The sequence below is a fragment of the Pseudomonas sp. Pseusp15 genome (assembly GCF_059492165.1).
The window spans coordinates 4,922,587-4,940,046 of the sequence record NZ_CP168523.1 but is presented as its reverse complement, the minus strand read 5'-3'; the positions used below and the strand labels follow the sequence as shown (position 1 = coordinate 4,940,046).

15 protein-coding genes are annotated in these 17,460 nt (G+C 60.0%); 7 read left to right on the top strand and 8 right to left on the bottom strand.

Translation table 11 applies throughout. The annotated features are described in order from the left end of the window. Positions 1–179: 179 nt before the first annotated feature. The 6 genes from ACEN8R_RS22240 to ACEN8R_RS22215 form a co-directional block, all read right to left on the bottom strand. Positions 180–560 (bottom strand): gamma-butyrobetaine hydroxylase family protein, encoded by a 381-nt coding sequence (locus tag ACEN8R_RS22240; protein ID WP_018929151.1) that lies wholly within the window; start codon positions 558–560, stop codon positions 180–182. A 204-nt stretch (positions 561–764) separates the two neighbouring features. Further along, entirely contained in the window at positions 765–2,105 is a 1,341-nt protein-coding gene (gene hslU / locus ACEN8R_RS22235; protein ID WP_019581849.1) for an ATP-dependent protease ATPase subunit HslU, read from the bottom strand. 54 nt (positions 2,106–2,159) lie between these two features. Further along, positions 2,160–2,690 carry an ATP-dependent protease subunit HslV gene (gene hslV, locus ACEN8R_RS22230; RefSeq protein ID WP_007936812.1) on the bottom strand — a complete coding sequence of 177 codons (531 nt, stop codon included), beginning with the start codon at positions 2,688–2,690 and terminating at the stop codon, positions 2,160–2,162. Positions 2,691–2,921: 231 nt separating this feature from the next. Beyond that, a complete protein-coding gene (locus ACEN8R_RS22225) occupies positions 2,922–3,632 on the bottom strand; it encodes an SPOR domain-containing protein (protein ID WP_007936813.1) in 711 nt (236 codons plus the stop codon). Position 3,633: 1 nt separating this feature from the next. Then, positions 3,634–5,370 (bottom strand): arginine--tRNA ligase, encoded by a 1,737-nt coding sequence (gene argS / locus ACEN8R_RS22220; protein WP_018929149.1) that lies wholly within the window; start codon positions 5,368–5,370, stop codon positions 3,634–3,636. A gap of 166 nt (positions 5,371–5,536) precedes the next feature. Continuing rightward, positions 5,537–7,756: a primosomal protein N' gene (locus ACEN8R_RS22215; protein ID WP_018929148.1), complete on the bottom strand. Its 2,220-nt coding sequence runs from the start codon at positions 7,754–7,756 to the stop codon at positions 5,537–5,539. Positions 7,757–8,086: 330 nt separating this feature from the next. Here ACEN8R_RS22215 and rpmE point away from each other — a divergent pair, with 330 nt between their 5' ends. From rpmE to ACEN8R_RS22200, 3 genes are all read left to right on the top strand, one after another. Continuing rightward, the gene (gene rpmE, locus ACEN8R_RS22210; protein WP_018929146.1) at positions 8,087–8,305 is read left to right on the top strand and encodes a 50S ribosomal protein L31; all 219 of its coding nucleotides are present in this window, start codon (positions 8,087–8,089) and stop codon (positions 8,303–8,305) included. Between the two features lie 35 nt (positions 8,306–8,340). Then, positions 8,341–9,141, top strand: coding sequence for a thermonuclease family protein (locus ACEN8R_RS22205; protein ID WP_018929145.1), 801 nt, complete (start codon positions 8,341–8,343; stop codon positions 9,139–9,141). A 170-nt stretch (positions 9,142–9,311) separates the two neighbouring features. Further along, on the top strand, positions 9,312–10,580 hold the full coding sequence (locus tag ACEN8R_RS22200; RefSeq protein WP_018929144.1) for a malic enzyme-like NAD(P)-binding protein: 1,269 nt from the start codon (positions 9,312–9,314) through the stop codon (positions 10,578–10,580). A gap of 114 nt (positions 10,581–10,694) precedes the next feature. Here ACEN8R_RS22200 and ACEN8R_RS22195 read toward each other — a convergent pair. Together ACEN8R_RS22195 and ACEN8R_RS22190 are read right to left on the bottom strand one after the other, a co-directional pair. Continuing rightward, positions 10,695–11,917 (bottom strand): IS3 family transposase gene (locus ACEN8R_RS22195; protein ID WP_495624367.1). Its coding sequence is split into 2 segments (ribosomal slippage): positions 10,695–11,566 and positions 11,566–11,917, totalling 1,224 coding nucleotides; the frame shifts between segments, so codons are not numbered across the junction. Positions 11,918–12,029: 112 nt separating this feature from the next. Continuing rightward, positions 12,030–14,471, bottom strand: a complete 2,442-nt coding sequence (locus ACEN8R_RS22190) for a penicillin-binding protein 1A (RefSeq protein ID WP_018928619.1) — start codon at positions 14,469–14,471, stop codon at positions 12,030–12,032. 214 nt (positions 14,472–14,685) lie between these two features. Here ACEN8R_RS22190 and ACEN8R_RS22185 point away from each other — a divergent pair, with 214 nt between their 5' ends. The 4 genes from ACEN8R_RS22185 to ACEN8R_RS22170 are packed head-to-tail and all read left to right on the top strand — an operon-like array spanning position 14,686 to position 17,460. Further along, positions 14,686–15,750, top strand: a complete 1,065-nt coding sequence (locus tag ACEN8R_RS22185; protein WP_018928618.1) for a pilus assembly protein PilM — start codon at positions 14,686–14,688, stop codon at positions 15,748–15,750. Next, the gene (locus tag ACEN8R_RS22180; RefSeq protein ID WP_018928617.1) at positions 15,750–16,316 is read left to right on the top strand and encodes a PilN domain-containing protein; all 567 of its coding nucleotides are present in this window, start codon (positions 15,750–15,752) and stop codon (positions 16,314–16,316) included. The genes ACEN8R_RS22185 and ACEN8R_RS22180 overlap by 1 nt, the downstream gene beginning before the upstream one ends. Beyond that, a complete protein-coding gene (pilO, locus tag ACEN8R_RS22175; protein ID WP_018928616.1) occupies positions 16,313–16,936 on the top strand; it encodes a type 4a pilus biogenesis protein PilO in 624 nt (207 codons plus the stop codon). The genes ACEN8R_RS22180 and pilO overlap by 4 nt, the downstream gene beginning before the upstream one ends. Then, positions 16,933–17,460, top strand: a complete 528-nt coding sequence (locus ACEN8R_RS22170; protein WP_018928615.1) for a pilus assembly protein PilP — start codon at positions 16,933–16,935, stop codon at positions 17,458–17,460. The genes pilO and ACEN8R_RS22170 overlap by 4 nt, the downstream gene beginning before the upstream one ends.

Genomic DNA, 17,460 nt, shown 5'->3' with positions numbered 1-17,460 from the left:
CAGGTACTACTGCTCGGGGTGACCGTTAATTGCGCATAGCTACAAATGCACGGAACTTGCCAGCTCCATTGGTTACCCGAGTTTAATTTTTTTCGCAAGCGGGCCAATCGTTGACCCGGCAGCCAAGCATTCAAACAGATGGAATTAGAAAATGCCCTCTAAATACCTCGAGGCCTGACCTAGAGCATCAGCTTGACGACCGACTCGTTCGGATCACGGGTCTTTCCGGCCGCTTTGAGTTCGGCAAGATAATCGTTCCACAGATCCTCTTGGCGCACCGCCAACTGGTACAGATATTCCCAGGTGAACAGGCCGCTGTCGTGGCCGTCGTCGAAGGTCAATTTCAGTGCGTACTGACCGGCTGGTTCGACCTTGCTCAGGCCTACGCCGATCTTGCCAAATTGCAGGATAGGTTTGCCGTGGCCCTGGACCTCGGCGGAAGGAGAGTGCACGCGAAGGAATTCTGCGGGCAGGTGATACTCCTCGCCGGACGCGTATTTGAGCGTCAGGGTTTTCGAGGCTTTGTGCAGTTTGATGTCGGTGGGGAGTTGGGTCGTCATGGGGCCGATCTTCCGTTTGTATGAAGGCCCTGTGTCGGCGGGTGATCTGTGGCGAGGGAGCTTGCTCCCGCTCGGCTGCGTAGCAGTCGTAAATCCGGCGAATGAGGTCTTGTAGATAAACCGCATTCACCGACTTTGGGGCCGCTTCGCGACCCAGCGGGAGCAAGCTCCCTCGCCACGGAAGCCGCTCACACAGAATGAGACCTACAGGATATAACGGGACAGGTCTTCGTTCTGCGCCAATTCGCCCAAGTGGCTATTGACGTAATCGGCATCGATCAGGATCGCCTTTTCGTCATGGGTGCTGGCCAGATCGCCGGCACTGAACGACACCTCTTCAAGCAGACGCTCCAGCAAGGTGTGCAGGCGACGGGCGCCGATGTTCTCGGTCTTCTCGTTGACCTGCCAGGCAATCTCGGCAATACGCTTGATGCCGTCCGGCTGGAACTCGATGAGCAGCCCTTCGGTTTTCAGCAGCGCGCAATACTGCTCGGTGAGAGAGGCATGCGGTTCGCTGAGGATACGCTCGAAATCTTCCGGGCTCAGGGCCTTGAGTTCGACCCGAATCGGCAGGCGACCTTGCAGCTCCGGCACCAGATCACTCGGCTTGCTCAGGTGGAATGCGCCAGAGGCGATGAACAGGATGTGGTCGGTCTTGACCATGCCCAGTTTGGTGTTGACGGTGCAGCCTTCGATCAGCGGCAGCAAGTCGCGCTGTACGCCTTCACGGGATACATCGACGCCACCGGTATTGCCGCGCTTGGCGACCTTGTCGATTTCGTCGATGAACACGATGCCGTGCTGTTCGACAGCTTCCAGCGCCTTGGCCTTCAACTCTTCTTCGTTGACCAGGCGACCGGCTTCTTCGTCGCGAACCAGTTTCAGCGCTTCCTTGACCTTGAGCTTGCGGCTCTTGCGCTTGCCCTTGCCCATGTTGGCGAACAGGCTCTGCAACTGGTTGGTCATTTCTTCCATGCCCGGTGGCGCGGAGATATCGACGCCGGTGATTTCGGCGACTTCGATTTCGATCTCCTTGTCGTCCAGCTGACCTTCACGCAGGCGTTTGCGGAACAGCTGGCGGGTGTTGGAATCCTGGGCCGGGGCGGCGTCTTCGTTGCTGAAACCCATGCGTGCCGGTGGCAGCAAGGCGTCGAGGATGCGCTCTTCGGCGGCGTCTTCGGCGCGGTGGCGAACCTTGGTCATTTCCTGTTCGCGCAGCAGCTTGATCGCCGCGTCCGCCAGATCACGAATGATCGATTCGACGTCGCGGCCGACATAGCCCACTTCGGTGAATTTGGTCGCTTCGACTTTGATGAACGGAGCGTTGGCGAGTTTGGCCAGGCGACGGGCGATCTCGGTTTTACCGACGCCGGTCGGGCCGATCATCAGAATGTTCTTGGGGGTGACTTCGACGCGCAGCTCTTCGGGCAGCTGCATCCGGCGCCAGCGGTTGCGCAAGGCAATGGCGACGGCGCGTTTGGCATCGTCCTGGCCGATGATATGGCGATTGAGTTCGTGGACGATTTCACGGGGGGTCATGGGCATAGTAATTGGCGGTCCTCAAGCAAAAGTGAGCCGTGGCGCTAGGCCAAGACAGGCTTACTCAGCGAGATCCTGCTCCTCGATGGTGATGTTGTGGTTGGTGAACACGCAGATGTCGCCAGCGATGCCCAAAGCGGTTTCGACGATTTCCCGGGCCGACAGGTCGGTCTTTTTCAACAGCGCGCTGGCCGCAGCCTGGGCGTAGCCGCCGCCGGAACCCATGGCGATCAGGCCTTCTTCAGGCTCAACCACGTCACCGTTGCCGGTGATGATCAGGGAGGCATCCTTGTTGGCGACCGCGAGCATGGCTTCGAGGCGGCTGAGGGAGCGGTCGGTGCGCCATTCTTTGGCGAGTTCGACAGCGGCGCGAACCAGGTGGCCCTGATGTTTTTCGAGTTGGCCTTCGAAACGTTCGAAGAGGGTGAAGGCGTCAGCGGTAGCCCCGGCAAAACCGGCGATAACCTGACCGTGGTACAGGCGGCGAACTTTCTTCGCGTTGCCTTTCATCACGGTATTGCCGAGCGAAACCTGGCCGTCGCCGCCCATGACGACTTTGCCGTGGCGGCGAACTGAAACGATGGTGGTCAAGGGAGAGTCTCCACGCGGCGGGGCGAAAATGCCTTATGCCAACTCATATGGGGGTGGTGGAGCGTTTTTCAACTGTAGGACGCGGCGGGGGACGAGCGGTGGTGGGCAGAGATGAATGTGTTGTCTGTTCTGACGCCTTCGCGGGCAAGCCTCTCTCCTACAGAGATTTACGTGATCCTGTAGGAGCGAGGCTTGCCCGCGAAGAACGATGACGCAGTGTCCTTGACGAAATTAGCGGCTCTGGCGTTGTTGTAACAACAGGTTACTGAAGCCACTGCCCGCCAATTGTTTCTGGGCGGTGGTCAGTTGTTCACGGTTGCTGAACGGGCCGACCAGCACCCGGTACCAGGTCTCGTCCTTCACCGTGCCGGATTCAACCGCCACGGCCTGACCCAGCAGGATGATCTGCGCCCGAACCTTGTCGGCATCGGCTTGCTTGCGGAACGAACCGGCCTGCAGGAAGAACTTGGTCACTGGCGCCGCTTTAGCCACCGGTGGCGCTGGCGGCGGAGTGATGCCGGCCAATGCCGCCTGAGCCCGGGCGGTGTCGATCTTCGCCGCTTCCGCAGGCGTCACCGGCGTGGTCGGCACGGCCGGCACTTGTGGCGTCGGCAGGGTTTTCTCCGGTACCGCATCCGGCGGCACGATCACTTCCGATTCCGGCAGCAAGGTGTAGAAGTCGTACTTCGGCTTCACCGGTTGCGTCGGGCTCGGCGGGGTCTTGTTGGCTTCGGCGATCTTGGTAGCTTTCTGCTGTTGCTCGACCTTCTCGCGCTTGACGCTGTCACTGCCCTTGCCCGGCTCCAGCTTCATCAGGAACACAATGAACGCGCCGACCGTCAGGCCGATGGCCATCCACAGCCAGCCCGGGATCGGTTGCTTTGCAGGAGCTTGGTAACGGCTGGCGCCACGCTTGGGTGCAGGTTTTTTCTTGGCAGCCAACTTACATACGCTCCAGAGTTTCCAGACCCAAGAGTTCCAGGCCTTGCTTGAGAGTGCGGCCGGTCAACGCAGCAAGGCGCAAACGGCTCTGCATTTGCGCCGGGGTATCGGCGCCGAGGATCGGGCAGTTCTCGTAGAAACTGGAGAACAGGCCGGCAACATCGTACAGGTAGGTGCAGAGAATGTGCGGCGTGCCTTTGTCGGACACGTTATTCAGGATTTCGCCGAACTGCGCCAGTTTCGCCGCCAGCTCATGTTCGTGCGGCGCTTCGAGGACGATTTGCCCTTCGACTTCGCTGAAATCCTTGCCAAGCTTGCGGAACACGCCGGCCACTCGGGTGTAGGCGTACAGCAGGTACGGTGCGGTGTTGCCTTCGAAGTTCAGCATCAGGTCGAAGTTGAAGCTGTAGTCGCTGGTGCGGTGCTTGGACAGGTCGGCGTACTTCACCGCGCCAATGCCCACGACCTTGGCGATGTTGCGCAGCTCGTCTTCGGCCAACTCCGGGTTCTTCTCCTTCACCAGCGTGTAGGCACGCTCCTGGGCTTCGGTCAGCAGGTCGATCAGCTTCACGGTGCCGCCGTCACGGGTCTTGAACGGACGGCCGTCGGCGCCGTTCATGGTGCCGAAGCCCATGTGTTCCATTTCCATCGGATGGGTCACGAAGCCGGCCTTGCGGGCGACGGCGAACACCTGCTGGAAGTGCAGGGCCTGGCGCTGGTCAACGAAGTACAGCGCGCGATCGGCTTTCAGCACGCCGCTGCGGTAGCGCACGGCCGCCAGGTCGGTGGTGGCATAGAGGTAGCCGCCATCGGCCTTGACGATGATCACTGGCAGCGGTTCGCCCTCGGCGTTCTTGAACTCGTCGAGGAACACGCACTGGGCGCCGTTGCTCTCGACCAGCATGCCTTTGGCCTTGAGGTCGTTGACCACGTTGATCAGGTCGTCGTTGTAGGCGCTTTCACCCATCACGTCGGCCATTGTCAGTTTGACGTTCAGCAGCTCGTAGATTTTCTGGCAGTGGGACAGCGAGATGTCCTTGAACTTGGTCCACAGGGCCAGGCAGTCCGGGTCGCCGGCTTGCAGCTTGACCACCAGGCCGCGGGCACGGTCGGCGAACTCTTCGGATTCGTCGAAGCGCTGCTTGGCGGCGCGGTAGAAGTTTTCCAGGTCCGACAGCTCGTCGCTGGTGATCGGGTTTTCCTGCAGATAAGCCATCAGCATGCCGAACTGGGTGCCCCAGTCGCCGACATGGTTCTGACGGATCACGGTGTCGCCGAGGAACTCCAGCACCCGGGCCACGCCGTCGCCGATGATGGTCGAGCGCAAGTGGCCGACGTGCATCTCTTTGGCCAGGTTCGGGGCCGACAGGTCAACCACGGTGCGCTGCACCGGGCCGGCCTTGCGTACGCCAATGTGGTCGTCGGCCAGGGCCGCGTCCAGGCGGGTCGCCAGGGCTTGGGTGTTCTGGAAGAAGTTCAGGAAGCCAGGACCGGCAATTTCGGCTTTGGAGACGTTTTCGTCAGCCGGCAGCGCGGCGATGATTTTCTCGGCCAGGTCACGGGGCTTCATGCCGGCCGGTTTGGCCAGCATCATCGCGATGTTGCTGGCGAAGTCGCCGTGAGTCTTGTCACGGGAGTTTTCCACCTGGATCGCCGGCGACAGGCCTTCAGGCAACACACCTTCGTTGACGAGTTGGGTGATGGCTTGTTGGATCAGCTGGCGAATGGTGTCTTTCATGGTCTTCTCTTTCGACCGCAGGCGCGGCGGCGCTTCAGTGCGCTAGTGGAAAAACTGGGTATTATCCGTTGCGAAGACGGGCTTGCCAACTATAGCGGGCAGGTTATGGATATGTGGTGACTATTCGACCGCTATCGCGGGCTTGCTCGCGAAAGCAACCTTCCAATCAATACAAATCCACAGGGTCGACATCCAAAGACCAACGCACTGCCCGCCCACTGGGCATCTGCTCCAAAGCCAGCAACCAACTGCTCAACAATCGATGCAGTGGCGCCCGGGCCGTGGCTTGCAGCAATAACTGTGCGCGATAGCGCCCGGCTCGGCGCTCCATCGGTGCCGGAACCGGTCCCAGCAACTCGATACCGGTCAGATGCTGTTCGGTCAGCAGTCGTTCGGCCTCACTGCACGCTTCATCGAGGAACCCTTCGGCCTGCCCCGGTTTGTGCGCTTCGGCCCGCAGCAGCGCGAGATGCGCAAATGGCGGCAACCCGGCGGAGCGGCGCTCGCTCAGCGCCTGTTCGGCGAAGGCGAAGTAGCCCTGTTCGGTCAGTTGCACCAGCAGCGGGTGGTCCGCCAGGTGCGTCTGGATAATCACTTTGCCCGGTTCTTCGGCCCGCCCCGCGCGTCCGGCGACCTGGACGATCAACTGCGCCATGCGCTCGCTGGCGCGGAAGTCGCCGGAGAACAACCCGCCGTCGGCATCGAGAATCGACACCAGGGTCACCCGAGGGAAGTGGTGCCCTTTGGCAAGCATCTGTGTGCCGACCAGAATGCACGGCTGGCCTTTCTGGATGGTCGCGAACAACTGATTCATCGCGTCTTTGCGTGAAGTACTGTCGCGGTCGACCCGCAGCACCGGGACGTCCGGGAACAGAATCCCCAGGCGTTCCTCGGCACGCTCGGTACCGGCGCCCACGGGCCGCAAATCGACCTTGCCGCACTTCGGGCAATGCCGAGGCACGCGCTCGACGTAGCCACAATGATGGCAACGCAATTCGCCCGAGCGCTGGTGCACGGTCATTCGCGCGTCGCAACGCTGGCATTCGGACATCCAGCCGCAATCGTGGCAGAGCAGTGTCGGGGCGAACCCTCGACGGTTGAGGAACACCAGCACCTGCTGGCCGGCGGCGAGGGTCTGACCGATGGCTTGCTGCATCGGCCCGGAAATGCCGCTGTCCAGTGGACGACTTTTCACGTCCAGGCGCAGGAAGCGCGGTTGCTTGGCACCACCGGCGCGCTCATTCAGGCGCAGCAGGCCGTAACGACCGGTGTAGGCGTTTTGCAGGCTTTCCAGCGAAGGCGTGGCGGAGCCGAGGACAATCGGGATGTTTTCCTGCCGGGCGCGAACCAGCGCCAGGTCGCGGGCGTGGTAGCGCAAGCCTTCCTGCTGTTTATAGGAGCCGTCGTGCTCTTCATCGATGATGATCAGGCCGGGGTTCTTCATCGGCGTGAACAGCGCCGAACGGGTGCCGATAATAATGTCGGCTTCGCCATCCCGCGCGGCCAGCCAGGCGTCCAGGCGCTCGCGGTCGTTGACGGCGGAGTGGATCAGTGCGATGCGTGCATTGAAGCGCTGTTCGAAGCGCGCCAGGGTTTGCGGGCCGAGGTTGATCTCCGGGATCAGCACCAGGGCTTGCTTGCCGGCCTCGAGGGTTTCGCGGATCAGTTGCAAATAGACTTCGGTCTTGCCGCTGCCGGTGACGCCAGCCAGCAGGAACGCGTGATAACTGTCGAACCCGGCGCGAATCGCTTCATAAGCGGCGCGCTGCTCCGGGTTGAGCGGCAATTCCGGTTGTGCCAGCCAGTGTTCGTGGCGAGCGCCGGGCGCGTGCCTGCGGATGTCTACCTGCACCAGATCCTTGGCCAGCAACAGATCGAGGCTGTCCTTGCTCAGCATCAGTTTGCTCAGCAACTGATGGGCGACGCCATGGGGATGTTGCGCCAGGGTCGCCAGGGCTTCGCGCTGCCTCGGGGCGCGGGCGATGCGCGGGTCATCGAGGCTGGCGCCGGGCGCGGCGGACCAGAACCGCTCCTGACGGGCTTCGGCCAGTTCACCCTGACGCAGCAACACCGGCAGCGCCCAGCTCAACGTGTCACCGAGGCTGTGCTGATAATACTGGGACGTCCACAGGCACAGCTTGAACAGCGCGGGTGGCAGCGGCGGTACCGCATCGAGCAGGGCCAGCGCCGGTTTGAGCTTTTCTGTCGGGACTTCGCTGTGGTCGGTGATCTCCACCAGAATCCCGATCATCTCCCGCCGGCCGAACGGCACCCGCAAACGCATGCCCGGGTGTAACTGGGCGCGCAGGACTCCAGCCGGGGCGCGATAGTCGAACAGGCGGCGCAGGGGCGAAGGCAGGGCGAGGCGCAGAATGGCGTTGGGCACGCGATTGTTTACTCGGTGAAGGGGTGATGAAGAAGGCCGGGAGCCTAGCAGACGGTCGGATTTGTGTCCTCCATCAGGAAAGCGTTCAAGTGTTGACGAGTGGATTTTAATGCCAGGCAAGGCGCTACGACGACTCATAGCGCGCTATGGGGAGGAGTAGCAACGCAGCATGGCGTTAAAAGACGCCGTCAACATTGAACAGTCTTTCCTGATGGAGGGCACCCACGACAGCTTGCGTGTTTGCAAAGGTCTGGTAGAATCCGCGGCCTAATTACGTGCGGTATTCAACAATAGTGTTGGGTGGCGGCACGCTAGCCTGAGGAAGACACCATGAAAGCTGATATCCATCCAGAATACCCAGCAGTTGCTGTTACCTGCAGCTGCGGCAACAAGTTCGAAACCCGTTCGACCTACGGCAAAGCCCTGGCGATCGACGTTTGCAACGAATGCCACCCGTTCTACACCGGTAAGCAAAAGACTCTGGACACTGGCGGCCGCGTTCAGCGTTTCGCAGACCGTTTCGGTGCTTTCGGCGCGAAAAAGGCCTAAGGCCGATCAACTTGGGAAGCCGTTACGGTTTTTCCATGCTGATGAAAAAGGCGTCCCTCGCGGGCGCCTTTTTTATGTCTGCGATTTGGTTTTCCGCTGCCCAGGCCTTCTGCCCGGCGCCGAGCGGGCTGACGCCGGTCGCAGTCCAGCGGGTGGTGGATGGCGACACCTTGCGTCTGAGCGATGGGCGCAGTGTGCGCATGATCGGTTTGAACACGCCGGAGCTGGGCAAGCAGGGTCGTTCCGACGAGCCGTTCGCCGAGGCCGCGCGCAAACGCCTGGCAGCCCTGGTGGCCGCCAGCGACGGGCGGGTCGGTCTGCTGCCGGGTAAAGAAGGCAAGGACCATTACGGCCGCACGCTGGCCCATGTCTACAGCGTCGATGGCGCCAACCTCGAAGCGCAGATGCTTGCTGAAGGTCTCGGTTTTCAGGTCGCGGTAGCGCCGAACGTCGATTTGGTCGGCTGCCAGCAGGCGGCGGAACGCAGTGCTCGTCAGGCCGGTCTCGGGCTGTGGCGACAGTCACCTGTACTGAAAGCGGAGCAGATCAACGCGTCCGGCTTCGCCGTGCTTAGTGGTCGTGTGAGCAAGGTTCAGCGCAATCGCGGCGGGGTTTGGATCGAGTTGCAGGATTCAGTTGTATTGCGGGTTGCACCCAATTTGCTGGGGCAATTCGATGACGCGTCGCTTGAGAAGCTCAAAGGCAAGCAAATCGAGGCTCGTGGCTGGGTCGTGGATCGTTCGCGCCGTGGCGGGCTGAAGCCCGGGCAGGCACGCTGGCTTTTGCCGCTGACCGATCCGGCGATGTTGCAGGTCGCGCCGCAAGAAAAATTGTAGACATTTATTCTGTAGATTGTGAACAGTCCATCCCTTGTATTCCGTGGCTCTTGGCCCAAAGTCGTAGGGCAGGGCGCTTGACAGGGGTGACTGGTCAGTCTTGTGGGGACTTTGCGACACGAGTATCCTCGGCGGTCCGTCTGTCCAACAGTAAAAAGCGGAATGCCCACATGTCTGATTTGAAAACTGCCGCTCTCGAATATCACGCCAATCCTCGTCCAGGGAAGCTGAGTGTCGAGCTCACCAAGGCCACTGCTACCGCCCGCGACCTGTCGCTGGCCTACAGCCCCGGCGTAGCCGAACCAGTACGCGAAATCGCCCGCGATCCTGAACTGGCCTACAAATACACCGGCAAAGGCAACCTGGTTGCAGTCATTTCCGATGGCACCGCGATTCTGGGCCTGGGTAACCTCGGTCCATTGGCTTCCAAGCCGGTGATGGAAGGTAAAGGTGTTCTGTTCAAGCGTTTCGCCGGCATCGACGTGTTCGACATCGAAGTCGACTCCGAAAGCCCGCAAGCCTTCATCGACACCGTCAAGCGTATCTCCATCACCTTCGGTGGCATCAACCTGGAAGACATCAAGGCACCTGAGTGCTTTGAAATCGAACGCGCTCTGATCGAGCAGTGCGACATTCCGGTATTCCACGATGACCAGCACGGTACCGCGATCGTGACCGCTGCCGGCATGATCAACGCCCTGGAAATCGCCGGTAAAACCCTGCCGGAAGCCAAGATCGTCTGCCTGGGCGCCGGTGCTGCTGCCATCTCCTGCATGAAATTGCTGGTGAGCATGGGCGCCAACATCGAAAACATCTACATGGTTGACCGTACCGGTGTGATCCACTCCGGCCGTGATGACCTGAACCAGTACAAGGCCGTCTTCGCTCACGCGACCGACAAGCGCACCCTGGCTGACGCACTGGAAGGCGCCGACGTGTTTGTTGGCTTGTCCGGCCCGAACCTGCTGAGCGCTGAAGGCCTGAAATCCATGGCGGCCAACCCGATCGTGTTCGCATGCTCGAACCCGGATCCGGAAATCTCCCCGGAACTGGCGCACGCCACTCGCAACGATGTGATCATGGCCACCGGCCGTTCGGACTACCCGAACCAGGTCAACAACGTACTGGGCTTCCCGTTCATCTTCCGTGGTGCCCTGGACGTTCGCGCCAAGCGCATCAACGAAGAAATGAAAGTGGCTGCTGCCAACGCCCTGCGTGAACTGGCCAAGCTGCCAGTGCCTCAGGAAGTGTGCGATGCCTACGGCGGCATCAAGCTGGAATTCGGTCGTGAGTACATCATCCCGAAACCAATGGATGCCCGTCTGATCACCCTGATCTCCGATGCCGTGGCCAAGGCTGCAATCGAGACCGGCGTGGCGACCCTGCCGTATCCGAAGAACTACCCGCTGAAAAGCGTGGATGACGTGTTCAACGGCTAAGCCGTTGTAGCGCTTCAACCAAAGGCCCCGGCTCATTCTGAGTCGGGGCTTTTTTGTATCTGAGTGGTTTGCAGGCATGTCTAGTCCTGAAATAGGTTTACACCTGTTTCACCCTCAAAACGCCCGATGCACCGCATCGGGCGTTTTGCATTTCAACGATAGGTGCGGACGTTTGCTGTTGTAGATGCTTATCGACTCGTCGACCATTCGAATCGCCTCGGCCAGATCTCTAGGTCGGTGAAGCAGAAACTCTGTCTTCAAGATCCCGTTTACACGCTCCGCCAAAGCGTTCTGATAACAGTCGTACCCGTCGGTCATGGAGCACCTGACTCCATGCTTGGCATGCAACTTCTGGTAGAGATCAGAGCAGTATTGCGAGCCGCGATCTGAGTGGTGCACCAGCGCCTGATCCGTTCTTCTGTTCCTTAGAGCCTTGTTCATTGCCTGTATGACCGATTCGGTGTGCAGGGTTTCATGCACGTGATGGCCGACGATTTTGCGAGAGTAGGCATCGGTCACCAAGCTCACATAGGCAACGCTTTGTTGGGTCGGCAAATAGGTGATGTCCGCCACCCAGACCTGCTCGGGGCCCGTAGCAGTCACTTGATCAGGGCCAGGTTTTAACCGATTCGGATGTCGGCGGAAGCGATGATGGCTGTCAGTGGTCTTGTGATAGGCGCGCTTGCGAGGAACCAGTTGCCGATTGTCTCGCAAGATATCGAATAGCCGATCTCGACCTACCGTTTGCGTCAGCTCAGGCTCCGCCTGCATAAGGCCATGCAGCTTACGAGTGCCCAACCGGGGCATCTGAAGACGTGTTTCCAGGACAAAACCCAGCACTTTCTGAGCATGACTGGCTTGCGCGTCATGAGCCCGGTTTCGTTTGTAGTACGCCTGCCGGGATATACCCAGAAACTGGCAAGCCCTCTGAATGCTCAGGCCTTGGACTTGCCCTTGGGTGAGGACTTGCCGGATCGCTTTTTTACGATAGAAACCCCGTAATCGTTCTTCAACACGTCAACCACCGCTTCGAAGAATTGGGCTTTCTGATTGGCAAGGGCTAGCTTTTCCTCCAGCTCCTTGATTCGCTGCTCAGGCGTCAGAGGCAAACTTTGTTCGTCCATCGGTCGGCTCCTCTGGGTGCGAATAGAGGCGCCTTGGCTCCAGTCCTGCCGCCCATGCTTGCGTAACCACGCCAGCACAGTCGACCGCCCCTGAATCCCATAGCGCCGTTGAGCCTCTTTATAACTCAACTCGCCTTTTTCGACCTGATCGACGACTGCCAATTTAAAGCCCAGCGTGTAATCACGTTGGCTGCGCCTTTTTCCCGTATCCATTGGTTCCTCCTGAAGATAAGTCAGAAGGTGTAAACCTTATTCAGGACGAGACAGCAGGCAATAAAAAGCCCCGCACTTCTTTCGAAGGCGGGGCTTTTTGGTGTTGCGGCGATCAGAACAAATCGATCGGCGCCGCTTCGTCCGCTGGTAGCGGGCTGCCCGGCACATTGCCGTTACCCAGCTCGTTCACCGACGGTGGCGTATCTTCGGCCTTGAACAGCTCAAAGTAGGCGCCTGGCGTGCTTGGGGTGGCTGCACGACCGCTGACCGGGTCGACCCGCAGGCTAAGGATGCCTTCAGGTTCCGGCTGGGTATGGGCTGGCTTGCCTTTGAGGGCAGCGCCCATGTAGTTCATCCAGATCGGCAGGGCGACGGTGCCGCCGAACTCGCGTTTACCCAGGCTTTCCGGTTGGTCGAAGCCGGTCCAGACGGTGGTCACGTAATCGGCGTTGTAGCCGGAGAACCAGGCGTCCTTGGATTCGTTGGTGGTGCCGGTCTTGCCCGCAATGTCACTGCGGCCCAAGGCCAGCGCACGACGGCCAGTGCCGAGCTTGATCACGTCCTCAAGCATGCTGTTGAGGATGTAGGTGGTGCGGCCATCGATGATACGTTCGGCCACCGCTGGCGTTTGTGACACTGGCTGGGCGCCCGGCGCTTCGCCTGGGATGGCGTTGACGGTGAAGGTATTGGCGGCCGGCACGGCGATGCCGTCGCTGACTACGTTGCCTTTCGGAACGCTCGGCGGGTTGGCAACGAACAGTGTGTCGCCATTGCGGCTTTCAATCTTGTCGATGATATACGGGGAAATCTTGTAGCCGCCGTTGGCGAAGGTGCTCCAGCCAGTGGCGATTTCCATTGGCGTCAGGGTCGCGGTGCCCAATGCCAGGGACAGGTTGCGTGGCAGGTCCTGCTTGTTGAAGCCGAACTTGCTGATGTAGTCGATGGTGCGGTCGACGCCCAGCGCTTGCAGCAGGCGGATCGATACCAGGTTGCGCGACTTGTAGAGCGCTTCACGCATGCGGATAGGGCCGAGGAAGGTGTTGGTGTCGTTCTTCGGGCGCCAGACCTTGTCCAGGTACTCGTCGACGAACACGATCGGTGCGTCGTTCACCAGGCTGGCGGCGGTGTAGCCGTTATCCAGGGCGGCACTATAGACGAACGGCTTGAAGCTCGAACCTGGCTGGCGCTTGGCCTGCATGGCGCGGTTGTAGTTGCTCTGCTCGAAGGCAAAACCGCCGACCAGGGAACGAATGGCACCGTTCTGCGGATCGAGGGACACCAGTGCGCCCTGGGCCTGCGGAATCTGGCTGAATTTGAGCGAATTGTCCGGCTGACGTTGTACGCGAATCAGATCGCCGACCTGCGCGACGTCCGACGGCTGCTTCGGATTGGCGCCCATGCTGTTGGTGTTCAGGAACGGACGGGCCCACTTCATGGTGTCCCAGGCAACGTGTTCTTCGCCGGTGCGGGTCAGCACCTGCACGCCGTTCTTGTCGACCTGGGTCACGATCGCCGGCTCCAGGCTGCTGATGGTCCGCTGCTTGGTCAGTTCCTGGGTCCAGGCCTCTCGGGTTTTACCCGGCAGGCGTGACTCGGGGCCGCGATAACCGTGCCGTTGATCGTAGGTCATCAAGCCTTCGTGAACCGCGCTGTTGGCCATTTCCTGCAAATCGCTCGGCACCGTGGTGGTGACGCGGAAACCTTCGGTGTACGCATCGCTGCCATAGCGACCGACCATTTCGGCGCGGGCCATTTCGGCGACGTACGGTGCGTTCACTTCCGGAGTCGGCACGTGATAGCTGGCGTTCAGCGGTTCGTTGATCGCCGCGGTGTAGTCGGCTTCGGTGATCTTGCCGAGCTTGTACATGCGCCCCAGGATCCAGTCGCGACGCTCCTTGCTGCGGGCCGGGTTGGCCAGCGGGTTGAAGCGCGACGGGGCTTTTGGCAGACCGGCGATCATCGCCATCTGCGCCAGGCTGACGTCACGAATCGACTTGCCGTAATAGACCTGCGCCGCTGCCTCGATGCCATAGGCGCGGTTGCCCAGATAAATCTTGTTGACGTACAGCTCGAGAATTTCGTCCTTGGTCAGCTGCCGTTCGATCTGCAGGGCCAGGAGGATTTCGGTGGTTTTGCGCGAGAAGCTGCGTTCGCTGCTCAGGAAGAAGTTCTTCGCCACCTGCATGGTGATGGTGCTGCCGCCGGACTGAATGTGTCCGCTCTTTACCAGCTGGGTGGCGGCACGCATCAGGCTGCTGGGATCGACGCCGTAGTGGTTGGCGAAATTGTCGTCTTCAGCACTTAGTAACGCATTAATGAAATTGGGGGGAATGTCGGCGAAACGGATCGGCGTACGGCGCATTTCGCCAAATTCTGCGATCAACTTGTTGTCGCTGCTGTACACCCGCAAAGGAATCTGCAACTGAATGCTTCTCAGCGCCTCCACAGATGGCAATCCAGGGCTAAGGTAAAGAAAGGCGCCGCTCAGACCCAGGAGCAGTCCGCAGAAAACGGCGACGATGGACCAACCGAAGAATTTCAGCAGACGAATCAAGGCTTTTGGATATCCAGGGCAAAGAATGAATTAGGCATCAGGGTTCAGGCTATAAAGAGAATGACCCGCGCTTGCAGTGAAAGCGGAAAAACGCTCGGCATTATAAGCATTTTTCCGCAGGGAGCGTCATTTGCGCTTCTGTCAAGACGGGGGGTATTGAACGCAATGGATATTACAGAGTCCGTAACTCACGGATAGTCATAGGGAATTGGTAGTGCTAGGACTCTTCAATAAAAAAACCAATGCGCTTCTGGGGATCGACATCAGCTCTACGTCGGTGAAGCTGTTGGAGTTAAGCCGCCAAGGCGACCGTTATCGGGTCGAGGCCTATGCGGTCGAGCCGCTGCCCGCCAGTGCCGTGGTCGAAAAAAATATTGCCGAGCTCGAAGGCGTGGGGCAGGCCCTTGCGCGCGTGCTGCTCAAGGCCAAAACCAGCCAGAGGAACGTCGCCGTAGCGGTCGCCGGCTCGGCGGTGATCACCAAGACCATCGAGATGGACGCCGGTCTTTCCGACGACGAGATGGAAAACCAGCTGAAGATCGAGGCCGATCAGTACATCCCGTATCCGCTGGATGAAGTGGCGATCGACTTTGAAGTGCAAGGCGCGTCAGTGCGCAACCCCGAGCGGGTCAATGTGCTGCTGGCCGCCTGTCGCAAGGAAAACGTCGAGGTTCGTGAAGCGGCCCTGGCCCTGGCCGGGCTGACCGCGCGAGTAGTCGATGTCGAAGCCTATGCCCTGGAGCGAGCGTTCGGCTTGCTGGCAACCCAGCTGGCCGCCTCTCAGGAGCATCTGACCGTGGCGGTAGTCGATATCGGCGCCACCATGACCACCCTGAGCGTGTTGAATAATGGGCGGATCATCTACACCCGCGAACAATTGTTCGGCGGCCGACAACTGACGGAAGAAATCCAGCGCCGTTATGGCCTGACGGTCGAGCAGGCTGGGTTGGCGAAGAAACAGGGTGGTTTGCCGGACGATTACGTCAGTGAGGTCTTGCAGCCGTTTCGGGATGCGTTGGTGCAACAAGTATCGCGCTCATTGCAGTTTTTCTTTGCCTCCGGCCAATACAGCTCGGTCGATCACATTCTCCTGGCCGGCGGCACTGCCTCGGTCCCAGGGCTGGATCGGTTGATCGAGCAGCGTCTGGGTACGCCGACCCAGGTCGCTAACCCATTCTCCGACATGACCCTGAGCAGCAGGGTCAACGCCAGTGCCCTGGCGAGCGATGCGCCGGCACTGATGATCGCCTGCGGGCTGGCCCTCAGGAGTTTCGACTGATGGCACGGATCAATCTTTTACCCTGGCGTGAAGAGTTGCGCGAAGCGCGGCGCAAACGCTTTTTGCTGGCGTTGGCCGGTGTGCTGGCAGGGTCGGTGGGGGCACTGCTGATCACGGACCAGGTCATTAACAGCGCCATTGATCAACAAGTCGCGCGTAACGATTACATCGCCAAGCAGATTGCCGTGGTCGACGAACGGATCAAACAGATCAGCGATCTGAAGGCTCGTCGCCAGCAGCTCGTCGAGCGCATGCGCATCATCCAGGACCTGCAAGGCAACCGGCCGATCAGCGGGAGGATCTTCGATCAGTTGGCGCGCACCTTGCCGGACGGCGTGTATTTCACCGAAGTGAAAATGGTCGGCAAGACCTTGTCCATCACCGGCGCGGCGGAGTCCAACAATCGTGTTTCGGATTTGATGCGCAATCTAGATGCATCCGACTGGTTTGATGCGCCCAATCTCACGGAAGTCAAAGCGACCACCGCCGGTCAGCTGGATCAGGCCAATATTTTTCAGTTGACCGTCCGTCAGACTCAGCCGGCGATTGTGGGGGTGGCTAAATGAGGCTGTCCGAATGGCTCGAAGGGTTGCGCCAGATCGACATCAGCGATCTGGACACCAACAACATGGGTTCCTGGCCAAGGGCGATCAAGGTTCTTGCGAGTGTTCTGCTGATGGTGCTGGTGATGGCTCTGGGCTATAGCTTCCTGATCAGCGACCTGGAAAGCCACCTGGAACTCAAGCGTGAGGAGGAGTCGACGCTCAAGGAGCAGTTTGCGACCAAAGCCCACATGGCGGCCAATCTTGAGCTGTATACCCAGCAGATGAAGGAAATGGAGAACTCCTTCGGCATGCTATTACGGCAATTGCCCAGCGACACCGAAGTGCCCGGCCTGCTGGAGGACATCACCCGCACCGGCCTGGGCAGTGGCCTGGAGTTCGAAGAGATCAAGCTGCTGCCGGAGGTCACCCAGCAGTTCTACATCGAACTCCCTATCCAGATCACCGTCACCGGCGCCTATCACGACCTGGCCACTTTCGTCAGCGGCGTGGCGGGGTTGCCGCGGATCGTCACCCTGCATGATTTCGACTTGGTGCCGGCCAATCCCGAAGGCGGTCCGAAGTTGCGCATGAGCATCCTTGCCAAGACCTACCGCTACAACGACAAGGGGTTGCAGAAATGAACCCGATTCGTTGCCTGTCGATGGTGATGTGTCTGGTCGTCCTGGCCGGTTGTGGCGGTGACAATGGTTTCAGCGACATCGACGCCTACCTGAACGAAGTGCGCCTGCGAGCGCCCGGCAAGATTGAACCAACGCCGACATTCCAGTCTTATCCGACATTCACCTACAGCGCTGCCAACCTGCGCAGCCCGTTCTCCCGGCAGGTCAGAGTCGATCTGGCTGGCCAGAAGCACGGCTCGCGCAACGTCAAGCCCGACCCCAACCGGGTCAAGCAGTACCTCGAAGGCTTCAACATCGAACAATTTGAAATGGTCGGCACAATCTCCAATGCCTCCGGCTCCTTTGCGCTGCTGCGTGGGGCGGGCGGTGTGCATCGGCTGAAAGTCGGCGATTACCTGGGACGTAATGATGGACGGATCGTCGCCATCAGCGCTTCGCAAGTCGATGTGGTCGAAATCGTTCCCGATGGCGAAGGCGCCTGGCTGGAGCGGCCGCGGACCATCCCTTTGAAAGAGCACTCATAG